The organism is Microbacterium sp. NPDC058062 (genome assembly GCF_042885375.1).
Classification (GTDB): Bacteria; Actinomycetota; Actinomycetes; order Actinomycetales; family Microbacteriaceae; genus Microbacterium; species Microbacterium trichothecenolyticum_C.
On record NZ_JBHVSC010000001.1, the window covers coordinates 417,248 to 442,953 of the forward strand.

Genomic DNA, 25,706 nt, shown 5'->3' on the forward strand with positions numbered 1-25,706 from the left:
AGCACGAATCTTGGGTTGCGCAGGGCTAACCTGTCATCGTGGGTAGGCGAGCGCTCGGTGAGGCCGGTGCCTGGTCGATGGACCTGGTGCGCGCCGTGTCGACACTGCGCGATGCCGCGGGAATGACGAATCAGCAGCTCATCGAGGGCGCTGGTATGTCGACTAGCTATTACTACGCGCGAATGCGAGGCAGCGCGCCATTCGATGCCAATGACCTGGAGAACCTCGCTCTGGCGCTGGGGACGCATCCACACGAGATCTCGAGAATCGCAGCGTCCCTCAGCGTGGCAGACGAAATCGAACCCAGGATTGAGACCCGGCCATCGGAACTCGGTCGGCGTCTCACGGCCATCGTGAAATCGCCGCGCGTGGATGGCTCAGCCTTCGACGTCGGCGCGCTCATCGCCAAGCTTTCCGAGCGGGGGGTATCGCTGGAGTCAGAGGAATGGTCGGCACTCCTGGCTGGGACGGCAGACTCATCGGTCCGGAGCCGACTGCTTGAGGGAGTGGCTGAGTATGCCGGCCTCCCCGCAGCGTACCTTCTGAGCCTGGACGACGCCGACGCCGCCGAGATCGCCGAAGCCAACCTGGAGTTCCGCGACGCGTTGAAGACTTCGGGGGCGGACTCGGTGTCGGCGCGGGCTGTGGGTGAGGTGTCTCCGGCAGCGCTCCGCGCGATCGCTCAAACGCTCAGATCCATCTCTGCGCAATGAGATAGTCTCTCCCGCTCGACTGCGCGGACGCGTACCCTAGAGCAAAGTCGGACGATCGCATCGCGGGCGTTGCGGTCGAAGGACGGACCGCATGATGCACACCGTGTCTCGAAACCAGCGCGAGCTCCGCAGTCGCGCCGAGGCTCAACTTGAACGCCTCAAGCTTCCCTCGGACCTGGAGCTCCCGGACATCGTGCGCCAAGTTGCGCGCGCGACGGGCAAGCGGATCGAGGTAGAGCCAGTCGGCGATCGCGACTGGGAGAACATCACCGGTCTTGTGCTTCTGACAGCAGATTCGGCGAAGATCCTCGTCCGCAAGTCGGATCCTCGCTGGTATCAGTTCCACACTGTGCTGCATGAGCTCTCCCACGTGGCTTTCGGTCACACGGGGTGTGCGACGCTCCCCGTAAAGCATCCGGGCCAGGAGCACGTTCGCGCCGGCCAGACAGTCCTGGCACGCGGCATCGTTACGCCCGACTTCGAAGCCGACCTCGACTTCAGCGACACCGAGCTCGTGATGGAGGCCGAGGCCGAGAAGCTGTCGCAGATGCTCTCCCGTCTTGTGCTTCGCCCTCGTCATCATCGTGACGAGGTGGTGTTCGGCTGATGCAGTTTCGACTCGAGACGATCGCGTTCCTTGCGTTACTGGCACTGACTCTGTTGCGGCTCCCGGCAGCGGTCCGCGAGCCGTCGAGCCGCCTGACATGGTTCGCCACGATCACCGGGCTCGGGGCAATCTTCATGGTCGGAGTTGTCGTTCCGCTCCCCGTTGTCGACGGCCTACTGGGCGGCTCGAACATCGCCAACCTCATCCAAAACCTCCTCGCGACCACGGCCTTTTGGTTCGTGATGCAGGCCTCTCGCACACTCGATGGCACGCGATTCGACCCCCGAAGCCTGTGGGAGCTGCCGGCGATGTTCCTCTCCTTCACGATCCCCTTCCTGCTGATTGCGGATCCTGGCCCCACCTCGGACGACTTCGTGAAGGAGAAGGCGGGTGAGTGGGGCCTTTGGGCGTACGCGTCGATCTACATGGGATGGGTCGTCGTCATCATGGCCCGGATGCTGCGCGGCATCCACGGCAGGGCTCCTCGTCCATACGTGCTCATTCGCATCGGCGCGTGGTCGATCCTTATCGCGAGCTGCATCGAGATCGTCTACCTGACGGTCCGACTCGCCGGCACGGGTCGAACTGCCCCCGTGGAGTTCGTCGGCAATCTGTTCACGATCCCGTTCTACGGCGGCGTTCTGTTGGTCTGTGCAGGAATAATCACGTTCGCGATCGCGCGGGTGAGTCGCAGGCCGATCCACTCGGCACTCGGGCGGCTGCTCAAGCGCGCAAACGTAGGTCGGGGCATGGCTCTAACTGCGTTTCCCGATGAGGACCCGGTACATGAGGCATACAGACTTGCTGTGCGACTGACGGACATCGCCAACAGTGAGCCCCTGTCGAAGAGCGAGCAGGTGCTGCTGCGGGCAACGGCAGAGATGTTGGATAGGCAGATGCGGGCGCCCGCCGTGGCAAGAATGTCGAGCGCCGACCCGAAGGTCGTCATCGCATGACTCTCGCCGCGCTTGCCCTCGGGGTGCTTGCCCTCCTGCTCTTTCCGATCGCGTGGCTGGTGCGCAAACTCGCACTTCGAATCGTCGGGGTGTCCCCGCGGCGCAGGGTAGTCGTGGCGCGGCGGGTGAAAGACGGGATTGAGCTGCCCCAGGACGCCCTTTCAAGCGCGCCCGGTGAGTACGGTCTTTGGTTCGGTGACGGTTTCCAGCACCACGCCTTGGTCGGTGCCATCGAGCGCACTGACAACCAGCGAGTGGTCCGCACTCTTGTCAGGTCGAGCGCCGACGTCCCAACGGACCCCTTCCAGGCTCAGCTAACGGGACATGTCATGCACAGTCCGTCAGAGATCGACGCCAGTTGGGAAGATGTCATGGTCCCCCTGAGGGGTGGCAACACCGCTCCCGCGTGGCTCTTTCGTTCGGACAGCAAAGACGCGCCGTGGGTCGTCCACGTGCAGGGAATCCGCACGTCTCGCCTGGTCACTCTTCGCTCCGTCCAGGCGGCAAAACGTGCGGGGTTGACATCGCTCGTAATCACCTACCGTGGCGCCGGCGACGGACCGACAGTCCCTGTCTCTTCTCTGGGGCAACGCGAGTGGAGCGACTTGGCCGACGCAATTGCATATGCCCGGGCACATGGCGCGCCCGAGGTCTTCGTGGTGGCCTGGTCGATGGGCGCTGGCATCGCTCTCGAGCTGCTGCGCCGCGAGCCCAAGGCGTTCGAGCGACTCGCCCTCGTGGCTCCGGCGACCAACTGGAGGCGCATCGTCCGCCGCGGCGTCCATCGTGCCGGCATGCCGGGCTTCATCGCTTCGGTCGTGACCTGGGCGCTCGGTTCGCCGGTTGCCAGCCGCTTGATCGGGATGTCGGGGCCTCTGGACTTCGATCGGCTCGACTGGAGCCATGGCTTCGATCTGCGGATCCCGACCCTCGTGCTGCATTCGCGAGGGGATCAGGAAATCCCATTCGAACTCACCAAGGAGTTCGCGGCTGCACATCCGACGGTGACCCTGGTGGAGACCAAGAGCGCCCCGCACGGATGGGAAGCCAACGTCGATCCCGAGCTTTTCCAGTCCGCACTGACGACATGGCTCGCGCCGTCCAGCCCTGATGCGTAGCGGTGATCTCCGGGCCAGGCCAGGTGCCCGGATCCGCGGTTCCGGTGCTGACCAGGAGGTGTCCCTTCGCACGGGTGACGTCGCCCCGGATGCCGATCCGAACATTTCCCCAGGCGGGCGTGCCCGTTATGGTCCCGCCGCCGTCGGGCAAGTCATCGGGTGGCTCAAACGGCGCGCGGCAACATGACGGCCTTCCGGCCGTGCTAGCCACAGCGCCGGGCCCGCGCGGCAGGACCCCTTCTGCCCCGCGGTCCGCGAAGAGATCTATCGGTGCAGGCAGGTTCAGCTACTCCAATCCACATCACACGCCACGGCGTCCAGGTTCGCGCCGAAGTTCAACCCATGTGGCTCCAACGGCTGATCGAGAGGATGAGCGAACCACAACTCAAATTGGCCGAACACCCATACGTCGGTTAGAGAGTCGCGATACCCGGAAAGAGCTCTGGGATCGTAGCCCACGACGTGGGCTGTCAACCAACCGTCGGCCTCGCCCTTGAGGACAAAGTTCATCTTCCCGTCGTGGCGTTGAACCTCGGCGCTGGAGAACGTCAGCTCAAGATCCATAACGTCGGGTGGGCTCACATCGAGCCGTGCGGAGACGGGTTGCTCGCCGTGATCGTCGATCGCTAGACCAGCACGGTCAGTGAGCGCCGAAACCACGTACTCGGCGGCTTCGCGGACAATGTCGAAGAGATCGACGGACCATAGCGTCGAGGCAAGCCCCCGAACGAATCGCAGTCGGTTGTCAAGCACCAGCCGCACATCGAGAGGCAGGCCGCGTTCGGCACGCAGCGCGGTCTCGACCGTGACGAAGTCCACGCTAGCTTCGTCTAGTCCGGCGAGCCGCTGGACAACGGCGGGGGCGAACTCGATGAATAGCGCGCGCGCCTCGCCGTCGGCGAGGTCCGCTTGCGCGGCCGACACCAGTTGGCTTGCAAGTTTATGGCCGTCCCGCACCGTCGCGACGATCTTCCGTACCTGATCGGCTCGCTGAGCGGCCTCCTTTTGGTGCATCTCAAAGGCGAGCGAATTGCGGAAGTCCTTATCGGACTTGAGTCGGTTGCAACGTCCGCAGATCACCGCAAGGTTCTCCGGGTCGTCAACATGGACGCCAACGGGCAGCCGGGACGCTTCAGCGTGAGCCACCGAATTTGTGCTCAAGGTGGACCTGGGCACGAGGTGGTCGATCTGCAAGTCCGGAAAAGGCTTCGGCTCCGTGCACGAATAGCACCTCAGTCCGGAGACTTGAGCAAGGGCCGATCGAAGAAGCGCATTCGCGTTCGAGTCCGAGCCGTACCGAATCAACGCTTCCTTGCCCACTCACGAAAGATTAGGCCACAGGAGTCGGGTGTTGTGGACCGCGGCGTGTCCCGGCGAGGACCTTCGCATCCCTCAGGACACGACGCGCGCAGGCGGCCGCTCAACAAAGCGATCTTGGCACGCTCGTGAGCGCGCAGGCGATCGACCGTGTGAATGTTCGCCGGCGACTGTGCGATGCAGCCCCGTCTGGACGAGGGCTAGCTGATCCTGCCCGCCATCCACCCCGCGAACGGTTGGAATCGAAATCCGCAGTGGGGCACCGCCATCCCGGTGGGAAGGCGACGCAGATTGATACGCTCCGAACTATCGACGATCGCCTCCCTCGCGATCGGCGAAGCTTCAACAGACCACACTTGGCCAGATAGTCGTACACGACCATCACGGGGGTTCAACACCTGCAATACGGTGGTGAGGATGTAGTGGTTGCAGTGGTGGCCCGCGGGCCGCCGCAAGTGCGTTATGAACGAGGGAAGACCGATTCCAATGTCATTTCAGAACCGTTCCACCGGCGAGGCGTTCGAGGACGAAGACGCGTACCTGCGTTCCATGAAACAGGAAGACTCCTACGCGTTCACATACGACTATGAATACATTGCCAACAGATTCGGCGACGGTGACGACGACGTTGAGCTCGAGAACGCCACACTCAACGTCTCGCTCCGATGGGACGACTCGTCCGCCCCGGGATACGTAGTTTCGTACGCGGTCGAATCGCCCACCCCCATCCCCAACCAATGGACAGGCAATGCTGACCAAATCTTTAACGACGTATGGAGCGAAGTAGTGGCTGATCTAGACTCGCTCGGCATCGGCCCCGAGCTGCACAAGGAGTGGCCCGTCTGAGTTTTCTCGATGCTCTTTGCTAGAGGGCTCGATCTTCCGATTGAGCTTGAGTTCGAAGTGGTCGGGATGGATGCTGGCAGCGGAACCGGCCAGCTCGTCGCCGACGGCGATCGCGTGCTACTCGACACCGGCTATCGATTCTCCTTTAGTACTGGTCGCTCACCCGCGCGCAGCTTGCAAGGACGAGCTGGCGATAAGCCGGTCGCGCTGGTCGGCAGCGTCTGGGTCTCCTCATCTGGTGCAGGACTTCTCATTTCCGAGCTGCGAGTCGGCTCGGACGAACTCCAGCCGAGGTATACCGCGGTTCGCGCCTATTTCGAGCACGGAGGGTTGGCCGCTGCCTATCGTTTCGAAGACGGGGCTGCACGTTCGCGTGACACTCCGATGTCACTTCCAGCGTTGGAGTCCGCTCGGGCGATGAAGTTGGTCTATCCGGACACAGCAGGTGCAGCGACAATTCAGAGCAACACACCGGCGGCGCTTGAGGAGTTCGAGATCCATCTGGCCGCCTTGCAAGACCTACTCAGCGTCGCTGAGGACACGCCGATCGAACGTCTGCGGCTCGAGGCGACTGGCACGGCTGGCAGCGTGGTCGTCATCCACGGACGCAACCGCTTCCCGCCGTTCAACAAGCCGATGAGGAAGCCGATCGAGTTCCTGCTGCGACTCGGCGCCGAGTACTCACCAACGGTCATTGATCGCTGGTGGCGTGCTCGTGCCGAACTCCGTCCGGTACCGCAGATTCTCGCCGGTATTCTGTACCAGCCAGGCTACGTCGAGAGCACCGTCATCGCTCTAGCAGCGATCGCACAACGAACCGCCCGAGCACAGCTCAGCGTTCCGCACGCGAACTCGTTCCGGCAGGGCCTGCAGGCCATCGTCGACTACCTAGGCTCCGGGGTCATAGCCGCGGCGAAGGTTGACCCCCGCGAATGGCAAGACCATCTCGTCTGGGCGCGCAACGACATAGCTCATGAAGGCGCCCCCGACAGTCTTGCCGGAGATCGTTTCGTCACCGACGAGGAGTCCCGGGCCGTGCGAGATGCCACCCGGGTGCTTGTTTCGCTCACGATAGCAAAGGCGATTGGTGTCCCGAACTCCGTGCTTGACCGCGCGGCCGAACGTTTTGGCGTCCGGTACGGGCCTCGGCATTGGAGCACCACAATATTCCGCCGCTGAACGTCTACGTCGCCATCTCACAAGAGCTGTGCGCCCGCGCGAGTCGAAGTGTCGGTTAGCAGGCCCGTTCCTTACTCTGAGCACGTGGACTCGATTCCGGAGCAATTCACCCACAGCATCGGGCGCATCGTCTTCAACGCCGGACGCGTCGAGTTCTTGATCGGGCGGATGCTTCCGTCGGGGCCCGCGGGACAGAGCGGCAAGCCGTTGATTACTGCAGCCCGGGAGATCGAGCACCCCGCAGTCAGAGAAGTACTTGACGGCTACGAACGCATGCTTCCTGACCGAAATCACCTAATCCACGGCACTTATCAAGTCACGGAAGATCAGATCGTGGCCTGGCACTTGCACCGAGGCGGCGACGCCCTCACTAGTCATCCCTACTCGGTTGCGACGCTGGCGTACATAGCCGAGAGCTGGGAGAATCTCGCGCACGCCGCTCACCGTGCCCTTCACCAGCTACAAGATCCCGCGGCCCAAACCTGAGACGAGCAGAGGTAGGGAAGCGTCTCGTTGGCATATGCAGCGCCGCCGCCTCACAGAGCAGGTTGTCGGGGCTTGCCGACATCCTCCGGGCCGGTGGAGGTCGACGTGGCATGCGATCTCCTGAGCGCACTCCAGCCTCACAACGTTCCGGCGCGCTGACGATCACAAGTCCAAGGTCTAGGTCCTCCTGATAGTTGGCGGACAGGGCGCACTGTGCCGCGGGCTGGGCGTCGGTACCTCGACGGTCTTGATTCGCGCCAGGCGTCCGACGAGCGAGCGCCTTCCTTCGCTGCACCTTGACGATCGCGTGGACCCCCACCAGTGATCAGGACGCTATCACCGCAGTCGCAAGCCCCTCATGAGCTGCCACGCCTCTTGCAGATCGAGGATGCGCACCTCCTCCGTGAGAGACGGAGGTGCCGCCGTGACGGTGTCGATGCGGGTCATGAGCGCCGGCGATGGCTACAAGTACCTGCTGCGCACCGTGGCCGCCGGCGACAGTGCCCGTTCGCTGTCCACCCCTCTGACGCGGTACTACACCGAAGCGGGAACACCGCCGGGCCGCTGGATGGGCGCTGGAGTCGCGTCGTTGAGCAGCGCCATCCAACTTGGTGACTCGGTTACGGAGGCGCAGCTTCAACTCCTGATCGGAATGGGCCGTCATCCGCTCACCGGCGAGCCGCTCGGCCGCGCCTACCCGCACTACAACCTGGGCACCAATGCGGACGGCAACCCTGCCCGTCAGCGCGCGGTCGCAGGGTACGACTTCACGTTCTCGGTCCCGAAGTCGGCGAGTGTGCTCTGGGGTGTTGCCGATGCGCGCACGCAGGCGCTCATCGTCGATGCGCACCACCGCGCTGTTGCACACGTCGTTGCATACCTGGAGCGTGAGGTTGCAGCGACCCGGACTGGTGCAACGGCCGGCGACGGCGCTGTCGCGCAGGTGAGCGTAAGAGGAATCATCGCAACGGCGTTCGATCACTTCGACAGCCGCGCCGGCGACCCACACCTTCACACGCACGTCGTCGTGAGCAACAAGGTGCAGACAGAGCTCGACGACAAATGGCGCTCGCTCGACGGTCGCCCACTCCACGCGGCAGTCGTCGCGCTGTCGGAGTTACACGAAGCAATCTTCACCGACGAGCTCACGCACGCACTCGGCCTGGGCTGGGAAGCCCGTGACCGAGGTCGTGACCGCAATACTGCGTGGGCGATCACCGGCGTTCCCGATGAACTCCTCACTCACTTCTCCTCGCGCTCGCACGCGATCGACGATGAAACCGACAAGCTCATCGACGCGTTCCTCACGGCGCACGGTCACCGACCCAGCGCCGCCACGATCATGAAGCTGCGGGCGCAAGCGACGCTCGCAACGCGGCCAGAGAAGCAACTCCACTCGCTCGCGGATCTCACGAGCGGATGGCGGAAACGCGCAACCGAGGTGCTCGACCAAGATGCGACGAGCTGGGCTCGCGCGCTCACGGCGCAACGGCAGAATCGAATCGCGCCGATCCGCGCGACCGACCTCTCGCCGACGATGATCGCCAATCTCGGGGGAGCCGTGGTCGCCGCCGTCGCCGAGAAGCGCGCCACCTGGCGCCGATGGAATCTCATCGCGGAGGCAGCCCGACAGACGATTCCGCTTCGCTTCGTATCGGCATCCGATCGTGAGGCGGCGGTGGAACTCGTCGCCGACGCGGCCGAACTGGCCTCGCTGCGATTGACACCGCCCGAACTTGCGGAGAGCCCCCTCGAATTCCAGCGCCCGGACGGGTCGTCGGTCTTCCGCGCCCGGCGAAGCGCCGTCTTCACCGCGAACGTCCTGCTCGAAGCGGAGTGCCGACTGATCGAGCGCTCGCGCAATACAACCGCGCCGCGCCTGCCGACGCCGGCGCTAAGCGAGCGTGTTCGCAGATCACTATCACCGGATCAGATGGCGGCGCTTGAGAAGATCGCCACATCGGGGCGCAGTGTCGACTTGCTCGTCGGGGCGGCGGGCACGGGAAAGACCTCGGCCATGCGCGCGCTGCGCGACGCATGGGAGCGAGCGTACGGTCGCGGCTCGGTCGTCGGTCTCGCGTCGTCCGCCAGCGCGGCCAAGGTTCTCGCTGAAGACCTCGGCATTCCGACCGAGAACACGGCGAAGTGGTGGATGAATCACCTGACGCTGGGGGAGAGATTCCGCGCGGGACAGCTCGTGATCGTCGACGAGGCCTCGCTTGCCGGAACGGTCTCGCTCGATCGCATCTCGAGCCTCGCCGCACACGCTGGCGCAAAGGTGTTGCTCGTCGGCGACCACGCACAATTGCAGGCCGTTGACGCAGGCGGTGCGTTCGGGCTGCTCGCTAACGAGCGAGACGATGTGCCGGAGCTCGTCGACGTGCACCGCTTCGTTCACGACTGGGAGAAGAAGGCATCCGTGCAACTCCGCGGCGGCGACCCAGACGTCATCGATGAGTACGCCCATCACCACCGAGTGGTGGAGGGGGAGTCCGATGCGATGATCGACGCTGCCTACCTAGCGTGGCGCACGGACGTGGGTGCGGGGCGCGCGAGCATCCTCGTCGCCGATTCCAACGAAGCCGTCACCGCGCTGAACTTCCGTGCCCGCGCCGAACGCATCCTCGACGGCGAGATCTCTGGAAGTACAGAGGTGGCGCTGCATGCGGGTGCTGCGGCGGCGGCGGGCGACATCATCTTGACCCGCCGCAACGCCCGCAACCTGCGGACTGGCCGCAGCTGGGTGCGCAACGGCGAGAGATGGAACGTCATCGACGTACTCCAAGACGGACGAATGCTGGTGCGCCGCGCCGATCGCCGGTTCAGTGCAACAGTGACCTTGCCGGCGGCCTACGTCGCTGAGCATGTCGACCTCGCATATGCGATCACCGCCCACCGAGCCCAGGGCGTCACCATGGACACGGCCCACGTGCTGGTGCAGACGGGGATGACGCGCGAGAGCTTCTACGTCGCGATGACGCGCGGCCGCCAGGCCAACACTGCGTACGTCGCCGTCGACCGGCCCGAGGTCTCGCACTCCGGGCCCCACCCCGGCGAGCCTCACGACGCTACAGCTGCGTCCGTTCTCCGCGGTGTCCTCCAGCACGTCGGCGCCGAGCTCTCGGCCCACGAGACGATGACAGCCGAGCAGGACCGCTGGGCATCCATCGCCCAGCTCGCTGCCGAGTACGAGACGATCGCCAGCGCCGCGCAACACGACCGCTGGGTGGCGCTAATGGAAAGCTCCCGACTTTCGACGGCCGAGGTGGCGAGCGTCGTCGGGTCCGACGCGTTCGGCTCGCTTACAGCTGCGCTGAGGCGCGCCGAAGCCGACCACCGTGACGTCGAACTCTTGTTCCGTGCAGTAGTCAACGCGAGGACGCTCGGCGATGCGGATGATGTCGCAGCCGTCCTGCAATCGAGGATCGAGAAGGCCATGGCGCGCCAGCCCGGGCAACACATCGGAAGGACGGCGCCACGCCTGGTTGCCGGATTAATCCCCGAGGCGCTCGGCCCCATGATTCCTGAGATGCGCCGTGCCCTCGATGAGCGGCGGACGCTGATCGAGCACCGCGCCCACGCGCTCGTGGACAACGCCCTGAATGCCAGCGACAGCTGGATCAAGGAGCTTGGCACCGAGCCGACCGGGTCCGCCCGTGCGGCGTGGAGACGACAGGCGCGAATCGTCGCCGCCTATCGCGATCGCTACGGAGTCACAGGAAGCAGTGCGCTGGGCAGAACCGAGGGCACCACTGCGCAAGAGCGCGACCACGCATATGCACGCGCAGCCCTCGACACCGCCGTCCGACTCGCGCGGACTGAGAGCGACGAGAGCCCTCAAACGGGGGGAGTGTCCCGCAGCGGAGCGCGCTCGCCAGGTAGCGGTCTTCCGAATGTCCGCGCGGAGTTCTAACCTGTGAACAGGCAACCTCATACGCACCGTCGCACTCGCGACGGCTTGGCCGCCTCGCGGCAGTCCTCCCAGGTTCTCGTTGCCGAACACATGGAGGGCAGCAGCATGTTCGCGATGATCGGGATGCTCAGCATCCGTCTCCGCTCGTTCCTGCGTCGGTACGCGCCGACCAACATCCTCATCGGAGCGATTTTCACGCGCCGGGGACTGAAGTGGGGGATGCCGGCCATGCTTCTCGCTGGCCCGTACCTCCTCGCGGCGGTGATTTGTGTCGGCTGGATAGAGCGGAGCGGGCCCGGATGGCTAAACCTCCTTGTGCTTCTCCTGCTCTGGAACGCGATCAAATTCCTGGTTGTCGGTCCGGTGAGCCTTCTGTGGCTGGTACGGGTGCGGGTCGGCGAGGCGCGCGTGCGACGGCTGGCTCGGGTTCCAGCGATCAGCGACACGGTCGCGCTTCAAGAGCGCATGACGCGTTCGCCGGCCCGGGTTCTTCACTGACCTCTGCGGCACCCGACAGGTTGGATGCGCTCACCTGCTATTCAGGCCAATCTAGCCAGGAGCATGGTCGGGCAATCGAATCTCGGAGGTCTTTCATGAGTCTGCCCCAAGAGCAGTTCGACGAGCTTCTTCAGCGGACGGCGCTGGCCTCGCTGTTCTACTACCCCGAGATCGCTGTCGACGATGCCGACTACAACATCGAGAAGGATCTGACGTACTGCTTGGAGCCGGTGAGCGGGTTGGATGCCGACGACCTCAATGAGCTGCGCGCCGTCGTCGGGCGTGTCATCGCGAACCCGTCGGCTCATCGCGCGGAGCTCATCGAACTTGTCATCGGACTCGCGCCGGGGCCTTCCGCGGAGTAGGCACATCGATGGACGATCCATCGTCGGACGACCCCGCGCGGTGCGCAGCAGATGACGGATCGGCAGGCGACGCGCGCGGTCAGCGCGCACGAAAGAACGAGCGCAATCGTCGCTACCGACAGGCTCGTCCGGAGCAACACGCGGCGTCGACCCGCCGCTGGAAGGAAGCCAACCCAGACAGAGTCCGCGAGGCGAACCGGCGGTGGCGGGCCGAGCACCTCCAGCGGTCCAGGGAACTGAACCGCGAATCGGCGCGGCGCTCCGCCGCTCGGAAGCGTCAGCTGCTCGACAAACGCCGCCGATCAAACGAGGCGTCGAGGCGCTGGAAAGAAGCCCACCCTGACCACGTCCGGGAGTACCACTGCCGCTGGCAGGCGGCCAACCGCGACAAGGTGACGCAGTACCTCGAGCGCTACCGCCGGACACATCGGGAAGAACTCAACGAGCGGGCGACGATCTGGCGCGATTCGGCACCCGACAGGATGAAGGCGGCGCGAAAGGCTTGGGCGGACCGGAACAAGGAGCGCACCGCCGAGATTCAGCGGAAGCGACGAAACGATCCTGAGAAGTACCGTGCCGACCTCGACAAAAACAACGCTGCTAAGCGACTCGCACACCGCCTCGAGCGGGCGGGCCTGCCACCCAAGCGGCTGCATCGCACCACGGCAGCGGAGCGCCGCGCGAACGATCGAGTGGCTGCTGCCTACTTCGACGACCCGGCGTTGTCGGAGCGACTGCGGCAGTTCGCTCAGCTCACGCAGGGCCTGACAGAGCACATGTTGACGCATGGCGATCGAGCCCGCGACTTCGCGCAGGCTTTCGTGGCCACCCGCTCGCGCCTGGGTCTGCCGCCAGTCGACGTCGAGCAGGTCGTGTGGGCTCGCGCGGTGGAGATGGTCACCGATCGGATGAAGCGTGTGGACTTGCTGACGAGCCGGGATGTCGCGGCCGCTGTGCGAAGCGCGAGGTCGAACATCGACGCTGCCGAGCGTGAGCGACGCGCACAGCAACTGCGTGCGGACATTGAAGCGCACGTCCGGAGGAACCGTCTGCGCCTGCTCGAGGAAGCAAGGCTCGAAAACGCGATGCGACTGCGTTCGGGGAAGGCGAGGATGCCGGTGGAACTGATCGTCGCTCACGCCGCTGTGGTCGAGGTGCTCGAAGCCCGTCCCGAAGGCGCCCTCGACCGCGCGGGGATCCGACAGATCCTGGGGCAAGTTCAGACAAGGCTCGCTGGCATCACGCAACAGCGCGTCTGGGACCGGAAGGGAAGGCGCGTTTCCGGGTCAGAGGCAAGGTCGCTCTAGCGTCCAACTCACCTGCCTCAGCGGAGCGGAGCACGTGCACGGGCCATCGCCGATCAACTGGCCGTTAGGTGCTGCCGGTTCGGTTTGTAGCCCCGGATCCGCGCTGTCGATGCGGAGCGCCTACTGTCGCTCGCGATCGGGCCGCGCACCGCTCAGCCCTGCGCGTACCTCGTACTTAGGCCATCTGTCGTATCGATACTCGGATGCGAGTCGTGCGACGCGACCGTGTTCTTCGAGTACACCAAGCCAACTGCGCACAGCTTCCTCCGGGAACCGGACGTCGCGGTCCATCGCTTCGAGTTCGTCGGTCATTCCTCGGATGCTTACTCGCCACCCGTCGCGGCGGCCGTGAATGTATCTGAGATAGAACTTCCCCTGCCATACGACCGGCGGGACAGGCAGCTGGATCGTCGTCTTCCCGCTGATCGGCACGTGTTGGAGGAAGTCCGGGACGTCACCAAAGATCTCGAGAATGCGTCGGTGTTCGGGTGTCCCCGGCCAACGCCGCGCGAGGGCTTCGGACTTCGCGCGTACCCGCGCGTAAAACCCCTCATATCCTTGTCGCTTACGCCGTTCGCGTTCCTCTGCTTCTCGCCTCTCCTTTTCCAGGATCTCTTCGACCCGCGCTGGGGCGTCGAGGAGATCAGAAAGCTGATTGGTTAGGAATCTTCGGTCAGCGTCGATCCAGAAGTCGGTGAGCGGTTCGGACTGTAATTGGCCTCCGTGGTCGCTCAGGACCGGTATCCCGAGAAGCCGGTAGGGAGCGCCGTCGCGCGTTGCATACCCAATGTGTTCGGTGGCGGGATCGATGAAGAGGACGGGTAGGCCGGCGTGCCCTGCCGTAGATAGCGTCGAGCCGAACGAAATGCAGCTTGTCGAATCCCTCCTGGGGTGGAAGTGCGCGCCGCCATATCCCCAGAGCCAGACGTCAACGATTCCCATTTCTTGGTACGAGTCGTGTCGGGCCTGCCACTCAGCGGGCGTCATGCCTGCGTACTGCACCTCGAACGCAATCTGCGCTCCCGTCGCCCGCGAGGTGGCCATCACATCCGCCCGCCGGCGACCATCTGTCGTCGTCCTCTCCAGATCCACCTCCAATGACGGATACCGAGTCGTGAGCCAGCGCTGGATCAGCAGTTGGCTCTGCAAATGGTCCACACCCATCCCGTCGTGTCCACCGCCAGAAACGTGCGAGAACCCGTGCCGTCGACTACCTCGATCGACGATCTTGAGCGTCGGCGACTCGCAATCGGGAACGATGCAAGAGAATGTCTCACCGGCATCCCGCCGCTCCTTGAACGCCGTAGCAGCGCCGTCCGGCATGTACTCGACTTCACCGTCAGGACCAAGCGCGAAGACGATGCGTGTCTCTGGCGATCCAGAGAAGGCGCGGCAGTCATCGACAGAGTGACCCACAAGCGCGCACTCTAGCGCCCCCCGCCGACGTTGCCACCCGCTCGCCGCTGGAATGGAGTCAGTAGCCCCGTACCACCCACGCGCATGGAGCCACCTCGATGCGACCGCACGACCGAGCTCAGGGGACAACACGCCCTCGGCTGGTCTGCATCAGTGTGATGAGCGCCGCTCCCACCCGCTCGGTTGGAAGGATCCGGAGCCGCTCGTCGCCGTTCAAGACTCCGCCGCTGACCGCGTTGCCGTCCTCGAGGAGGATGGAGACTCCTATCGCCAATTGGTTGCGCGGCTCGCCGACCTCTGCTGGTCAGAGACGATCGATCCAGGTGGCTTCGGTGCGGCTATCCCAGGAGTTGCCAGTCGACTCTCGCCCTTGATTCGCCACCCGTGTCCGCAAGCGTTCGATCAGGCGATGCGCCGTCGCGCCGTCCAATTCCGCGACCGACGTGATGTTGATGCCCGTGACCTCTGCGACGATCCTGAACTGCTCGCGTGCTGTCGGGATCTGCAACGACTCGAATAGTGATCGAATGGCTTTGCGTTGAGCGTCCGACATCATCACTGGCGCGAGACGGGCTTCTTTCACAGCGGGTTGCTCATCGAACAGCTCTAGCATTGGACCATCTTCACAGAGGTACATGACGCCGCGTAAGTACGGTCTATCCGTAGCGGCGGTCGCGTGGGCGTAAATGCGGCAACTTGCGCGGCGTCGCGAAGACTCGGCGCGCGCACCGTCTCTTGTCCGGCACCGGTGGCGCATACATGCTGCTTCGCTTCATCGATTCGTGCCGAGGTGCGACTTCGCCCCCAACCCTAGGCAGACCGCATGATCGACAGATGGGGAAGTTGTCGGGGACGGGTTCGCCACGGGATCCGGCATGCTGTGGGCAGCGCTCACGGCGAAGACGTGGATAGCTCTCCTGCTCGCGGGAGCCTTTGGCTCCAGCTCACCCTGGACTAGAGGGCAATCGACCGAACCGGATCCCGTGAACCGATGACTTACCCCACGGCGCGGCCTCCGCGATCAGGCGAAGACCAAAGGGCGCGGGTGGCGAGCTGATCCTCCGGCCGCCGACTGGCCGCGCAATAGGCGGTGATCGCTAGCGAGTGGCGCCGAGAGGCGCCGGCCGCCCCCTAGCCGCTGAGACACGCTCGAGGCGCGTGCGGTCGGTAACCTGCCCCTGTGCTGCTCATCTTCCCCGACACAAACGCGTTCTTCTCGGACTATTTGATGCGGGGGGACGCCAGCCAGGCGTTTCTCAGGCTGCTCAAGCGCGGTTCGGTCACGGTCTCGCTGTCGCCGGTGGTCGTTGCCGAGGCGAACCGGCATCTGCGCGAGAACGTCGAGAAGCTGGTGCGCGAACTACGAGGTTCACTCGCAAACGTACGTCGGTCGTTCCCCATCGATGACGAGCTCACGGAGGGACTCACCGGGTCGATCGAGAGCGAGCTCATGGGGCATAGCGTCGGTGCGCTGAGGCCGCTACTCGAACATGACGCCTGCGGGTTGCTCGACTGGTCGGCGGTACGGGCGGAGGAGCTTGTGCAGCGCGAACTCGATCGGCGAAAGCCGAACCTCGAAACGGGCAGCGGTCAGAGCATTGGCCTGCGAGACGCCGTGATCTGGCATGACTTCCTCGATGCACTTGCACGCCTGGACGCAGAGGATACGGCGGTGTTCGTGAGCAACGACAAAGCCTTTGCGGAGAGCGGTGCGTTCCACGGGAATCTGATCGACGAAATCGAGGCTCTCAGTAGCATCCCGTCCGACAACGTGAAGGTCGTGACCACACTCGGGGAAGCCCTGCAGGAAATACGACGATTCGCCCAACTCATCAGCGATCGTGAGGAGTCCGTGATCGACGCGCTCGTAGATTGGGTCTACGGGCTTGATACATTCGACTGGGAGGGCTATCCGACGTCGAACGACGCGCTAGTCGACTCCACGCTCCCCGAAGGGCTGAAAGACATCGAGCTCATCGTCGTGCCGAGGTTGAGTGTGTTCGAGGTGAGTGAGGGCAACCCGGCCAACTGTGTCGCGTCGAACGAGTTGATCTTTCGAGCGCGCATGTCCACGTTCGACTTCGTCGAAGCGACCGACGACCGGCTCACGATTATCGGTCAAACCCCGAATCCTGACGAGCTAGCGGTTGAGTTCCGCGTCGAGGCTGAGGTGCAAGCGGAAATTGAGATTGAGCCTGGAGCGCGCTACGCGCGTTTGCTGTTCGCCAAGATCTCCTGGGACGCATAGCGACCGGTCGACCTCTGGAAGATGACGAAGGGTGATGGTTGGGAACCTACAAGGGCTCAGAAGTCATCGACCTCCACGCGCGTACGTGCGTCGAGCTCTGCCGCCTTCGTCATGACGGCACCCTCATTTCCCTCAGCAGTGGTCAATGTGACAGTGAGGTCAATGAGTTGATGATCCGCGGAGTTCGCGGTGTCGATAATCTTGCTCAGCTCCCGCAGGAACTGCCAAACGCGGTCGCGCATCTGCGGATCGACGATGCTTCGATTCCGCAGTTCGACCGAGTACCGCCGGTAGACGGCAGCTTCTACCCCACTTGCGTGCTCGGGAATCACTCCAGTCTGAGTAGATTCGCCGAACGCGGCAGTGGTGGAGCGAGTCTGAGTCGTGTTGTGCCCATTAGGTCCGGGAGAGGCGGGAACTGAAGCGTCGTCGCCCTCGCCACTCGACGCGCCCGTGGACACGACGCGTTTCCGAACCTGTTGCGTGATGCTATTGATGGCGAGCTGATCGGGTGATCCGACAGAAAGTACCTCGCCATGAGATCCAACTAGCTCCCAATCCGCGTTGATCAGACCGAAGACGGCCCTCCTCACCTCGTCAACGGTTGCCACCATCGGGAACGCGGGATGCGAGTAGAAGGACTGAGTGATCTCCTTGAGCGTCAGGTCGCGATCGAACAGATCGAGCAAGGTCGCGAGATAGTTCGACGACAATCCGCCCGACGCCGCGGCACGACCGGATGTGACCAACTCCGCCCAGACTTGATCGCCATGCAGCGCCGACTTGTTGTCGTCATCGAAGCGCCGAAAGTCGACGTCCAGGTTGCGAGCACGGATCAGGTACGCAAAGTGCTGGTACGCGCGAAGCATCTCCTGTTTGAGCCGCTTCTCGGCATCCTCGCGCTTGAGTTGAGCCTCGGCCAGCTCATCCTCCTCGTCGGGATTGATCTGGCGAACGACATGGCGCCAGGCGAGGAACTCTTCGGCACGCTTACGCGCTACATCACGGCGGTGAGTGTTCACGCAGGCAATCACCATACTTGCCGAGTGATTCACGCGCAGCGGGGTTTCACCTAGGCCGAAGGCGGCAGCAATATCCTCGCGGCTCGATGCGTCCTTACCGTTTAGGAGAGTCCAGCGCCGCGGGTCGAGGACCACGAGCACGGTCTCCGCGGCGTCGACTCCTTCGAACGCGCGCTGCAGATCCAGCTTTCCATCGCTATCCTCCCCGTCGATGAAGCGGATCTCCTCAAACGGCCCCTTTCGAGCCAACTTCTGCGCCACCTCCCATATCAGTCGGTCCTTCTCGTTGACTGTTACCAGCGCGCGGGAGGATGTGAAATACATCCTCAGCGTTTGCTTGATGGACAGGTAGTACCGTGCCTGCGCATTTGATGGGTTGGTTACCTCTAGGGCGCCGAGGCCGTCTTCGTTCGTCAGTGCGTTGAAGACCTCTTCTGCGCCAGTGAATTCTGTCCCCGGTGCCGGTTGCGGATCGAAGACGGCCGCCAGGATCTCTGCGCGAGTCGCCCCTCGGCCCGCGCGCGGTCTCGCGACGAGCGAATAACAGAACAGCGCTGTGGCCATTCGGACGGCAGGACTCGGTTGACCCGTGGCGACCTCAGCGCTCAAACGCTCATCGACAGCCACCGCACGGCCACCGGTACCGTCCAAGGTCGTGACGTCCGTCGATGCGACTGACCTGAAGCCCTGGATTGCGCGATCGTTGCCCATCAGCAATCCGGATGAAAGTACTTGCTCTAGGGCGGTGGTAAGCGGAATGTCCCCGACACCGATCAGGGTCGGCGTCCACCTGCCCTTCGCGTGTTGCGCCTGCCAATAGAGCGCGGTTCGGGCGAAGATAGCGACCGTCGATCGCACGCGCTGGAACGCCTGGACCTGCGACCACTCCTCTTGGACGAGCCGCATCAGCTCGGGGTGAAACGGGTACGTCGCGTGTACGCGATCGGCGAAGCCGGCCCGCCCCCGGTTAGCGCCCAGTTTGTCAAACACCTGTTCTTGCCAGGCGCCCACAGCCCCACCCAAGAAGCTGCTGGCGAGCTGCGATGAGGGAATCTCGCGCGTCGGAGTCTCGAAGAGCCGTCTCTTAATGATCGATGAGAAATCTTGAGCTTCTGTGACGGCCACCGTGGTGCCGTTCCTCACAAGACGTGCGGTCACGTAGTCCCGAAAATCCTCAGCGATCGGCGGGTAGCCGCGCTCATCCAGTTCGCTCCGGATCATCACCACGACGAAGGCGACCCGCGGGACGTCGTCGCAAGCGTCCATCAGCGCATTGAGGAATGCCTTCTCGTTGGGCATCCCGTGCACTTCTGTTCCATCCGAGAGCTGCAGGACGTAATCCATTAGCTCGTCGAGCAGGATGAGGACCGGTCGATTCGCCGCAACCAGGGCTTCCTGCAACGTCGACTTGTTTGGCCCTCCCGCAACGAGTCGCTTGTAACGGTCCATATCGCCCTCGGTCAGCGACCAAAGGAAGCGCTCGAAGAGCGTCGTTGCTGGCCCGAAGATCTCGTTCTTCTTGCCAGGGCTGAAGTAGTCGGCCGTCAAGATGACAGATTGCGTTCCGCGGACGTCAAGCTCCAGCCCACCCTGCTCGGCCTCGACTACAACCTCGCGACCGAGGTCGGAAGCGAAGAACTTGTCAGGGCTCGAAGCCATGTGGTGGAGACCGACGAGCGCGTGGCTCTTTCCGCCGCCCATGCCCTGATCGAGGTGGAAGAGCGCCGTTGACTCATGGTCGGTACCGAGCCGGCGCGCGATCCGCGCGAAGAAGCCAACCAGCGCGGGCGTGGGCTCCGTGATGTCAACGTAGTACTCCGGCTTCCGATACGGAACGTCCACAGTCTGGTAGACCGCCTTGTGGAGACTCATCTGCAGTTCACCGACGGAGCCGTCAGTACCGACTACTTCCGCGCGGAGCGGCAGTACGTCGGTCCAGTGGGGAATCTCATCGCTCATAGCTTCTGCTCCTCGATGCTTACGAAGTCGAGCGTCTGTTCCACGAACGCTGCTGTCGTGTCGTCCGCTACGCGCGCGGCAAGCGTGCCGATAGATGTGGAGTTGCGCTGGACGGCCGACAGCGACTTAGCAACGGTGTCGCTGGGCGGCAATTGCCGCACGAGTTCGCCGACCACTGCCCATAAATGAGGGTCATTGGGCTGACGTTCTCCCCTGGCGATCACGCGAGCGACAGCTTCGGTGCCGCCCTCGTTCCACGCCGCTGACATCGCGCGGACCACTTCAAACGTCGATGACGCGGCACTTACATTGGGCGGTGAATCAAGGCGGAGTCGGAACCCCTTCTTGCTCTCGGTCATCAGTGGTCCGCGGATTTCCTCGAGCCGCAGCCCGTCGGCTTGGGCCAGGAACCGCGCTTCCCCTTTGGGAACGTCATTGCGTCCGTAAAGTCGATGCCAGAAGATCGCGAGCCGTGTCGCTGAGTCGAAGGTCTCCAGCGGGAGCTCGTCGAGCTTCAGCGCGGTCGCGTCCCGCACCGCCGAGCGAGCCAGGGTCACGTATCGGTCGAGATCGGCCTGCGATCCGTCAGGCTTCATGATGCTTGAGTAGCGACCGAAAACTTCCATGGCCGGGCCATGGGAAGCCATCAACTGATCGTCCAACGCGAGGCCATCCGTTTCCCACCCCCGTACCGCGGATGCCACGGCGTCCTCCACCTCGCGGTCAACCTGAGCTGCGGTCGCGACCGGACGGTACGCCGGGGCAACGCGGCACCCAATGGTCACCGTCACCTTGATGCTGGCGACTCCCGTTGAGGCAGTCTCGGTGCGAGACGGCCAGGAGCTCGTAACGATGAAGCCGGCATCATGCAACGCTCCAAGTAATCGTCTCCAGGCCTCCGGGTCGGAGTGCCCGAACACGACGACCAGATGACCGTCTGGTCGAAGGACGCGCTTCGCTTCGGCGAAGGCTCGCCCAAGCATTCGCTCGTAGTATTCCCGCGTCCGATGCTCCGACGGCCCCCCGCCGCGCTTGACGACGATCTCTTCGGACTTGTCTTGCAAGCCGCTCTCGTCGAAGAGCTCCGGAAAGACATCGAACAAGCACCGCTTCAACCAGACGTAGAACAGATCTGATGCGTCTGCGTAGTCGATCATGTTGTAGTAGGGGGGGTCGCATATGACGGCGTCTACGGTGGCGTCGCGAAATGGCAACGCGACCGCTGAGGCACGCCTGAATCTGCCGGGTCTGCCGCCGCGTGACTCTTCGACCACCTTCTTCAAAGCGTTCAGCCCGCTGGCACCCACACTGCCCCACGTGCCGGGGCCGCCGCCCACTCCCGCCTCGATGTAGTCAAAGTTGAAGGACACCTTGGATTCGTCGGAGAAGACGTCAGAAACCTGGACGCGATTCTGTTGACCGCCGTTCACGTTGCCGTGGCTAAGGATCCGAGCGCCGCGGGTGGCTCGGCGGATGAGGCGTGGCAGGTTCGCCGCTGCGTAGCCCGTGAGTGCATCGGCGTACTCGGCGCTCACACCCGCCAGCAGTAGTTCTTCGCGGACATGACGAATCGACGTGACGAGCTGCGCAAACCTAACCGTCTGACGTTGGTTCATCAGGTCGCCGAAGCGCCGATAGCCGTAACCGCTCGCCCTGATCGTGTCCTGGTTCCCGGCCGGGATCACCTCGTCGGGGACCGCTGGAAAGGGACCGAACTGCGGGTAGTCGCGTGTGTGTGCCTTCTCCGCCGCGCGCTGTTCGAGTTTGGTCGGCCGGCGGAAGACCTTCTGTACGTCGCCGCGTTCCTCAGCGACAACGAGGAGTGCATCCTCGTACGTCCCCGCGAAACCCATCGCCTTGACCGTCTCGAGACTGTGTACATGCCCACAAAAGAGGCATCGGGCACTCTTGCCCTTGGTTCCGCTCGCGGCGGAGAACGTCGGCGGTTGGGTCGGGGCGCCGTCCGCCACGTCGGCGTACCAGTCGTCACCGTCGACGAGAAGTCGCAACGACTGACCGACGTCGTCAGTCTTCGCGTAGGGATTGCGCAATGTCATCGAGCCGACCAGGGGAAATCTACGACGACAGTTGTCGCAAACTATTGTGATTGCCCACAGATAGGCCCACGGAAACTCGCCGAGATCGTTTTTCGGGTAGAGCTCGCTGATGGCTTCGGATGAGTGCCGGTCAACCTCTGCTAGGACGGCTCGCACGTCCGCAACCAGCCGAGGCTCAGCCGAAGAAACGAGTTCATTTGAGCCGTCTCGCGCGTCGCTGAAAGGGATCTTTGGCTCGCGGGACCAGTCGCGAAGTGGGAAATCTCCGAGCAGGCGGCCACCTAAGGTCGCGACTGGGCTGAGGTCGGTCCCCACAGCTACCGCACCCAGTCGGGCCGCTTCTAGGGGAATGATGCCTCGACCGCTGAAAATATCGAGTACCACCGGACGCCCATCCGGGTACTGGTCAGCGATAGCAGCGCGTAGGCGATTCAACGCCGCGGGGGCGCCGGTCTGCACCGCGGACCGCACGTCCACGCGCGTCGAGGCTTCGTTCGGTAGGAGAGTGCAGAGCACCGCGGCGCGCGCCTGCGCGATCGGACGAGACGCAAACCAGGTGAAGAGTGCCTTCTCGCTGCGACCAGATCCCGCCGGGGTGCCGACCGCCTCATCAACTGCTGCACACGGGAACCACTCATCTATAAGGCGAACTGTTGTCAAGGCTTTTCCTGGCTCGAGTGCTGCGGGGCTCGTCACTGGGCCTCCATCCATCTACGAAGGTCTCGCAGGGGAATCTGGAAGCGCTCGATCCGGCGACTTCCATCAGCTAGTTGGCCGGCGGGGTCCTGAGCACGGACCGTGACCCGCGGCGCGTCCTTGCATTGCACGACGACGTACAACCAGTAATCGCCTGCACGCTGCTGCGCTTGAGCCCACTCGTGCTGCTCCAGCCATACGGGCCCTATAGACGAGTGGAAGCCCTTCACCTCGATCAGGCGCTGTTCGCGAGTTACTCGATGGCGGGCCAGGAGGTCGTAGCCGACGCCCGCGGTTTGACGATCGTCGACGTCAAACCCAAGGCGGTCGAGTTCCGCGAGCACCGTCGCGACGGCAACCCGCTCGGAATCCGGGTCGTATCCAAGTTGGTCTGTCCGCGCTCCTGCCCGGACCTCGGCCCACCCCACCATCCGTGGCGCGGTCGGCACGACGCGGGCGATGTCCTCAAGCTGTGCGATTCTTTCGGCCTTCAGCGCACTGAATTCCTCACGTCGCGCCCGCCTGGCCGTGACATCCAGGTTGTCGAGTTCGTCGAGATAGCGGTACTCGACCTCATCAAGCTGCTCTCGTGCTCGCGTCACCCAAGCAGCGCGCTCTGCTCGGGCACCTTCGCTCTCACGTAGGAGAGCGGCGTTCGCCGCCGACATTCCCTCTGCGCGCATTGCCGGAGTCAGTGGCATTGATGGAGCGTCTTCGGTAGCCGCTGTGAGCGTCATTACCGACTCCCACGCCACCTCGAAAGCGCCCGCACCCGAATAGCGGATGAGCACGGGCGTCTTGCGCCGTATGCGCCGCACACCGTCGTGCACCTCAATCTCGGCGTCGTAGATGAGCAGCGTGTACCCCGTTAGCGAGCTCGCGTCTACCAGCAAGGACCCGCGCACCAGATCTATCTCACCGTCCGACAGCCCCAGTTGCACTAGCTCCAGGAAGGTCTGCTCCGTTGGACCCAGGACGATCACTTCGTCGAGCCCTGCTGCTCCATCATGGACGGCCGTCCGCACAGACGACCCGTCGACCGCAACCAATGCCCGTCGTCCCGGACCCAGTCCCGCTGGAAGTCGCGCGTCCGAAGTGACCACACGGACTCCCGCCGCGGGGCCGGGACCGAGCGACCATTGTTGCGACGCCGCGAGGTGCTGCAGGAACGCGTCGACGATGACGGGATTGATCGCCTCGATTCGATCACTCCGGAGTCGGTCCAGTGCCTCCTCGGTGTTGGTAGGCCTACGAAGACGATCCTCGTCGCGGACGAGTTCTTGTGCCCGACTGATGAGTTCGTCCGTCGCCGGAACATCTACCACTGTGTGCGAACGACGCTGTGCCTCGGTCAGTGCGCGGGTGTAGTCGAAGCCCGCACGAGCGGCCGTCGCGTCGAGCAAGTCGAAGATCCGTCCTCCGAGCGCCTGGCCTGCTGCATCCAGGTTCGCGAGCATGACTTGCTGTACGCGTCCTTCACGAGTATGCGGCGCTACGAGGTGGTAGATGTGCACAGGATTTCTCTGACCGATGCGGTGCAGTCTTCCCATCCGTTGCTCGAGCCGGACGAGCGACCACGGGATGTCCCAGTCGATCATCGTGCTCGCGGACTGCAGATCGATTCCCTCGCCACCAGCGTCTGTGGAGACCAGGACCTGAAAGTCACCGTCGAGGAATCTCTGCTGCAGGAGGTCGCGTTCCCTGTGTCCGACTGCACCCTCCAGGGTCTCGACACTGAATCCAGCGGTGCTGAACTGTCGAGCGAGCCACCTGGCAGTGTCGGCGAATTCTGTGAACACCAGCAGCTGACCGACGCCTGGCCTGATCGCGTGGCGATCTATCAACTCGAGTGCAGCCAGCCACTTCGTAGAAGGCCCTGCAGACTGAGCTGCTTCAATCCGCGCCAGCACGCCGTCCACGACGGCGAGCTCCTCCGCCTTGTTGGCTGTGGCCGCGTTGACAACCATCTGCTCTGCGCGCGCCCAAGCATCGTCATCCTCGACGGCGAGGTCGAGCCCCCGATCGTCGAGGAACTCCTCCGGGACGCTAGGGGTGGAACGACCCGAGGCAGGTCCCTGCAACGCCTGCCGTCTCCGTCCAAGAGTCTCCGCTGCTGCCTTCAACGAAGATGCCGCCCGTTTGCCGTAGATCGACCGAGCAAGCGTGGAATGGGCGTCGTAGTAGACGTCCACGTAGTCCATCACAGCGTCGTACGCATCTTGTTCGGGACTGGTGAGTTCAACGCTCACTGTGGTCGCGTAGCGCGGAGGAAACAGCGGCTGTCCCTCCAGATCACGCAAATCCTCCTTCATACGACGTAGGAAAGAGAGCGCCGAGGGCCGCAGCGCAGCCGAGTACTCGGTCTCCCGCGGGTCCCAGGGGTACAGGGTTGGATCGAGCAGATTGAGGAGACCCCGGAAGTAATGCTCCTTCCCGCGGTGAGGAGTAGCGGTGAGTAGGAGAAGGTGGTGCGAGCGGTCCCCGAGCTCTCGCGCAGCTCCCAGGTACTGAGATGTAGGTGTGAGGCGATGGGCCTCGTCGAATACCGCGAGAGACCACGACGCGCGATTGCCGGATACTTTCCGACGAACATCGATGTTGTGCGTGTAGAGGTCAACCGAGACCACCCACACCAACACTCGTGGATCGAGGTCGCGCGGATCGCGCGCGACCTCGGGCGTGATGCTGGCGGCGTCGACGGCGAAGTAGCGGAGGAGGTCACGCTTCCATTTCTCAACGAGGTGAGCGGGCACGACGATGATCGTGCGACCGGGAATGAGGCCGCGCCGGGTCGCCTCAAGGATGTACATGCCGGTCATGATCGTCTTGCCGGTACCTGGCTCGTCGGCGAGCAGATAACGCAATCGCGGTTGCGCAAGCATGTGCGTGAAGACGGCCTCATCCTGGTGCGCGTACGGCCTCAGCGGTCGAGTTGCCATTACGGCGGAACGAATGCGCGGGATGGTGTGCTCCATCCAACGCGACCAGATAGCGGTGAGACTG

The 25,706-nt window shown here is 63.7% G+C and carries 18 protein-coding genes; 12 read left to right on the top strand and 6 right to left on the bottom strand.

What is annotated here, in order from left to right:
* Nucleotides 1-38 precede the first annotated feature (38 nt).
* The 4 genes from ACFVSU_RS01920 (at nucleotide 39) to ACFVSU_RS01935 (ending at nucleotide 3,394) form a co-directional block, all read left to right on the top strand.
* A complete protein-coding gene (locus ACFVSU_RS01920; RefSeq protein WP_387137266.1) occupies nucleotides 39-713 on the top strand; it encodes a helix-turn-helix domain-containing protein in 675 nt (224 codons plus the stop codon).
* Nucleotides 714-804: 91 nt separating this feature from the next.
* The gene (locus tag ACFVSU_RS01925; protein ID WP_387137269.1) at nucleotides 805-1,320 is read left to right on the top strand and encodes a hypothetical protein; all 516 of its coding nucleotides are present in this window, start codon (nucleotides 805-807) and stop codon (nucleotides 1,318-1,320) included.
* Nucleotides 1,320-2,276 carry a hypothetical protein gene (locus ACFVSU_RS01930; protein ID WP_387137272.1) on the top strand — a complete coding sequence of 319 codons (957 nt, stop codon included), beginning with the start codon at nucleotides 1,320-1,322 and terminating at the stop codon, nucleotides 2,274-2,276. The genes ACFVSU_RS01925 and ACFVSU_RS01930 overlap by 1 nt, the downstream gene beginning before the upstream one ends.
* Complete coding sequence (locus tag ACFVSU_RS01935; protein WP_387137275.1) at nucleotides 2,273-3,394, top strand: alpha/beta hydrolase family protein; 1,122 nt, start codon at nucleotides 2,273-2,275, stop codon at nucleotides 3,392-3,394. The genes ACFVSU_RS01930 and ACFVSU_RS01935 overlap by 4 nt, the downstream gene beginning before the upstream one ends.
* Nucleotides 3,395-3,676: 282 nt before the next feature.
* On the opposite strand, the gene ACFVSU_RS01940 is transcribed toward ACFVSU_RS01935, so the two are convergent.
* Nucleotides 3,677-4,714: an HNH endonuclease gene (locus ACFVSU_RS01940; protein ID WP_387137278.1), complete on the bottom strand. Its 1,038-nt coding sequence runs from the start codon at nucleotides 4,712-4,714 to the stop codon at nucleotides 3,677-3,679.
* Nucleotides 4,715-5,197: 483 nt separating this feature from the next.
* On the opposite strand from ACFVSU_RS01940, the gene ACFVSU_RS01945 reads away from it, so the two are divergent.
* From ACFVSU_RS01945 to ACFVSU_RS01975, 7 genes are all read left to right on the top strand, one after another.
* Nucleotides 5,198-5,557, top strand: a complete 360-nt coding sequence (locus ACFVSU_RS01945) for a hypothetical protein (protein WP_387137281.1) — start codon at nucleotides 5,198-5,200, stop codon at nucleotides 5,555-5,557.
* A 9-nt stretch (nucleotides 5,558-5,566) separates the two neighbouring features.
* On the top strand, nucleotides 5,567-6,736 hold the full coding sequence (locus tag ACFVSU_RS01950; protein WP_387137283.1) for a hypothetical protein: 1,170 nt from the start codon (nucleotides 5,567-5,569) through the stop codon (nucleotides 6,734-6,736).
* A gap of 84 nt (nucleotides 6,737-6,820) precedes the next feature.
* A complete protein-coding gene (locus tag ACFVSU_RS01955; protein WP_387137286.1) occupies nucleotides 6,821-7,222 on the top strand; it encodes a hypothetical protein in 402 nt (133 codons plus the stop codon).
* A gap of 436 nt (nucleotides 7,223-7,658) precedes the next feature.
* Complete coding sequence (mobF, locus tag ACFVSU_RS01960; protein ID WP_387138681.1) at nucleotides 7,659-11,135, top strand: MobF family relaxase; 3,477 nt, start codon at nucleotides 7,659-7,661, stop codon at nucleotides 11,133-11,135.
* 105 nt (nucleotides 11,136-11,240) lie between these two features.
* A complete protein-coding gene (locus ACFVSU_RS01965) occupies nucleotides 11,241-11,633 on the top strand; it encodes a sulfate permease (protein WP_387137289.1) in 393 nt (130 codons plus the stop codon).
* A 95-nt stretch (nucleotides 11,634-11,728) separates the two neighbouring features.
* Nucleotides 11,729-11,998, top strand: coding sequence for a hypothetical protein (locus tag ACFVSU_RS01970; RefSeq protein ID WP_387137292.1), 270 nt, complete (start codon nucleotides 11,729-11,731; stop codon nucleotides 11,996-11,998).
* A gap of 8 nt (nucleotides 11,999-12,006) precedes the next feature.
* Nucleotides 12,007-13,305 carry a hypothetical protein gene (locus ACFVSU_RS01975; RefSeq protein WP_387137295.1) on the top strand — a complete coding sequence of 433 codons (1,299 nt, stop codon included), beginning with the start codon at nucleotides 12,007-12,009 and terminating at the stop codon, nucleotides 13,303-13,305.
* 120 nt (nucleotides 13,306-13,425) lie between these two features.
* Here ACFVSU_RS01975 and ACFVSU_RS01980 read toward each other — a convergent pair whose 3' ends face one another.
* Together ACFVSU_RS01980 and ACFVSU_RS01985 are read right to left on the bottom strand one after the other, a co-directional pair.
* Complete coding sequence (locus tag ACFVSU_RS01980) at nucleotides 13,426-14,721, bottom strand: competence protein CoiA family protein (RefSeq protein WP_387137298.1); 1,296 nt, start codon at nucleotides 14,719-14,721, stop codon at nucleotides 13,426-13,428.
* A 304-nt stretch (nucleotides 14,722-15,025) separates the two neighbouring features.
* On the bottom strand, nucleotides 15,026-15,334 hold the full coding sequence (locus ACFVSU_RS01985) for a hypothetical protein (protein ID WP_387137301.1): 309 nt from the start codon (nucleotides 15,332-15,334) through the stop codon (nucleotides 15,026-15,028).
* Between the two features lie 567 nt (nucleotides 15,335-15,901).
* Between ACFVSU_RS01985 and ACFVSU_RS01990 the strand changes: the two genes are divergently transcribed.
* A complete protein-coding gene (locus ACFVSU_RS01990) occupies nucleotides 15,902-16,969 on the top strand; it encodes a PIN domain-containing protein (RefSeq protein WP_387137304.1) in 1,068 nt (355 codons plus the stop codon).
* Between the two features lie 56 nt (nucleotides 16,970-17,025).
* Here the strand turns inward: ACFVSU_RS01990 and ACFVSU_RS01995 are convergent, their stop codons facing one another.
* Genes ACFVSU_RS01995 through ACFVSU_RS02005 form a run of 3 tightly spaced genes read right to left on the bottom strand, consistent with a single transcriptional unit; the run spans nucleotide 17,026 to nucleotide 25,678 of the window.
* Nucleotides 17,026-19,950, bottom strand: coding sequence for a DUF499 domain-containing protein (locus tag ACFVSU_RS01995; RefSeq protein ID WP_387137307.1), 2,925 nt, complete (start codon nucleotides 19,948-19,950; stop codon nucleotides 17,026-17,028).
* Nucleotides 19,947-22,703 (bottom strand): hypothetical protein, encoded by a 2,757-nt coding sequence (locus ACFVSU_RS02000; protein WP_387137310.1) that lies wholly within the window; start codon nucleotides 22,701-22,703, stop codon nucleotides 19,947-19,949. The genes ACFVSU_RS01995 and ACFVSU_RS02000 overlap by 4 nt, the downstream gene beginning before the upstream one ends.
* Nucleotides 22,700-25,678 (bottom strand): helicase-related protein, encoded by a 2,979-nt coding sequence (locus tag ACFVSU_RS02005; protein ID WP_387137313.1) that lies wholly within the window; start codon nucleotides 25,676-25,678, stop codon nucleotides 22,700-22,702. The genes ACFVSU_RS02000 and ACFVSU_RS02005 overlap by 4 nt, the downstream gene beginning before the upstream one ends.
* Between the last annotated feature and the right edge of the window lie 28 nt (nucleotides 25,679-25,706).

What these genes read in the sequence shown, in the direction of transcription:
- ACFVSU_RS02005 (WP_387137313.1), bottom strand. Translation starts at nt 25,678, where the DNA reads ATGGAGCACACCATCCCGCGCATTCGTTCCGCCGTAATGGCAACTCGA.
- ACFVSU_RS01945 (WP_387137281.1), top strand. Translation starts at nt 5,198, where the DNA reads ATGTCATTTCAGAACCGTTCCACCGGCGAGGCGTTCGAGGACGAAGAC.
- ACFVSU_RS01965 (WP_387137289.1), top strand. Translation starts at nt 11,241, where the DNA reads ATGTTCGCGATGATCGGGATGCTCAGCATCCGTCTCCGCTCGTTCCTG.
- ACFVSU_RS01985 (WP_387137301.1), bottom strand. Translation starts at nt 15,334, where the DNA reads ATGCTAGAGCTGTTCGATGAGCAACCCGCTGTGAAAGAAGCCCGTCTC.
- mobF (WP_387138681.1), top strand. Translation starts at nt 7,659, where the DNA reads ATGCGGGTCATGAGCGCCGGCGATGGCTACAAGTACCTGCTGCGCACC.
- ACFVSU_RS01950 (WP_387137283.1), top strand. Translation starts at nt 5,567, where the DNA reads ATGCTCTTTGCTAGAGGGCTCGATCTTCCGATTGAGCTTGAGTTCGAA.
- ACFVSU_RS01925 (WP_387137269.1), top strand. Translation starts at nt 805, where the DNA reads ATGATGCACACCGTGTCTCGAAACCAGCGCGAGCTCCGCAGTCGCGCC.
- ACFVSU_RS01995 (WP_387137307.1), bottom strand. Translation starts at nt 19,950, where the DNA reads ATGAGCGATGAGATTCCCCACTGGACCGACGTACTGCCGCTCCGCGCG.
- ACFVSU_RS01930 (WP_387137272.1), top strand. Translation starts at nt 1,320, where the DNA reads ATGCAGTTTCGACTCGAGACGATCGCGTTCCTTGCGTTACTGGCACTG.
- ACFVSU_RS01970 (WP_387137292.1), top strand. Translation starts at nt 11,729, where the DNA reads ATGAGTCTGCCCCAAGAGCAGTTCGACGAGCTTCTTCAGCGGACGGCG.
- ACFVSU_RS01935 (WP_387137275.1), top strand. Translation starts at nt 2,273, where the DNA reads ATGACTCTCGCCGCGCTTGCCCTCGGGGTGCTTGCCCTCCTGCTCTTT.
- ACFVSU_RS01975 (WP_387137295.1), top strand. Translation starts at nt 12,007, where the DNA reads ATGGACGATCCATCGTCGGACGACCCCGCGCGGTGCGCAGCAGATGAC.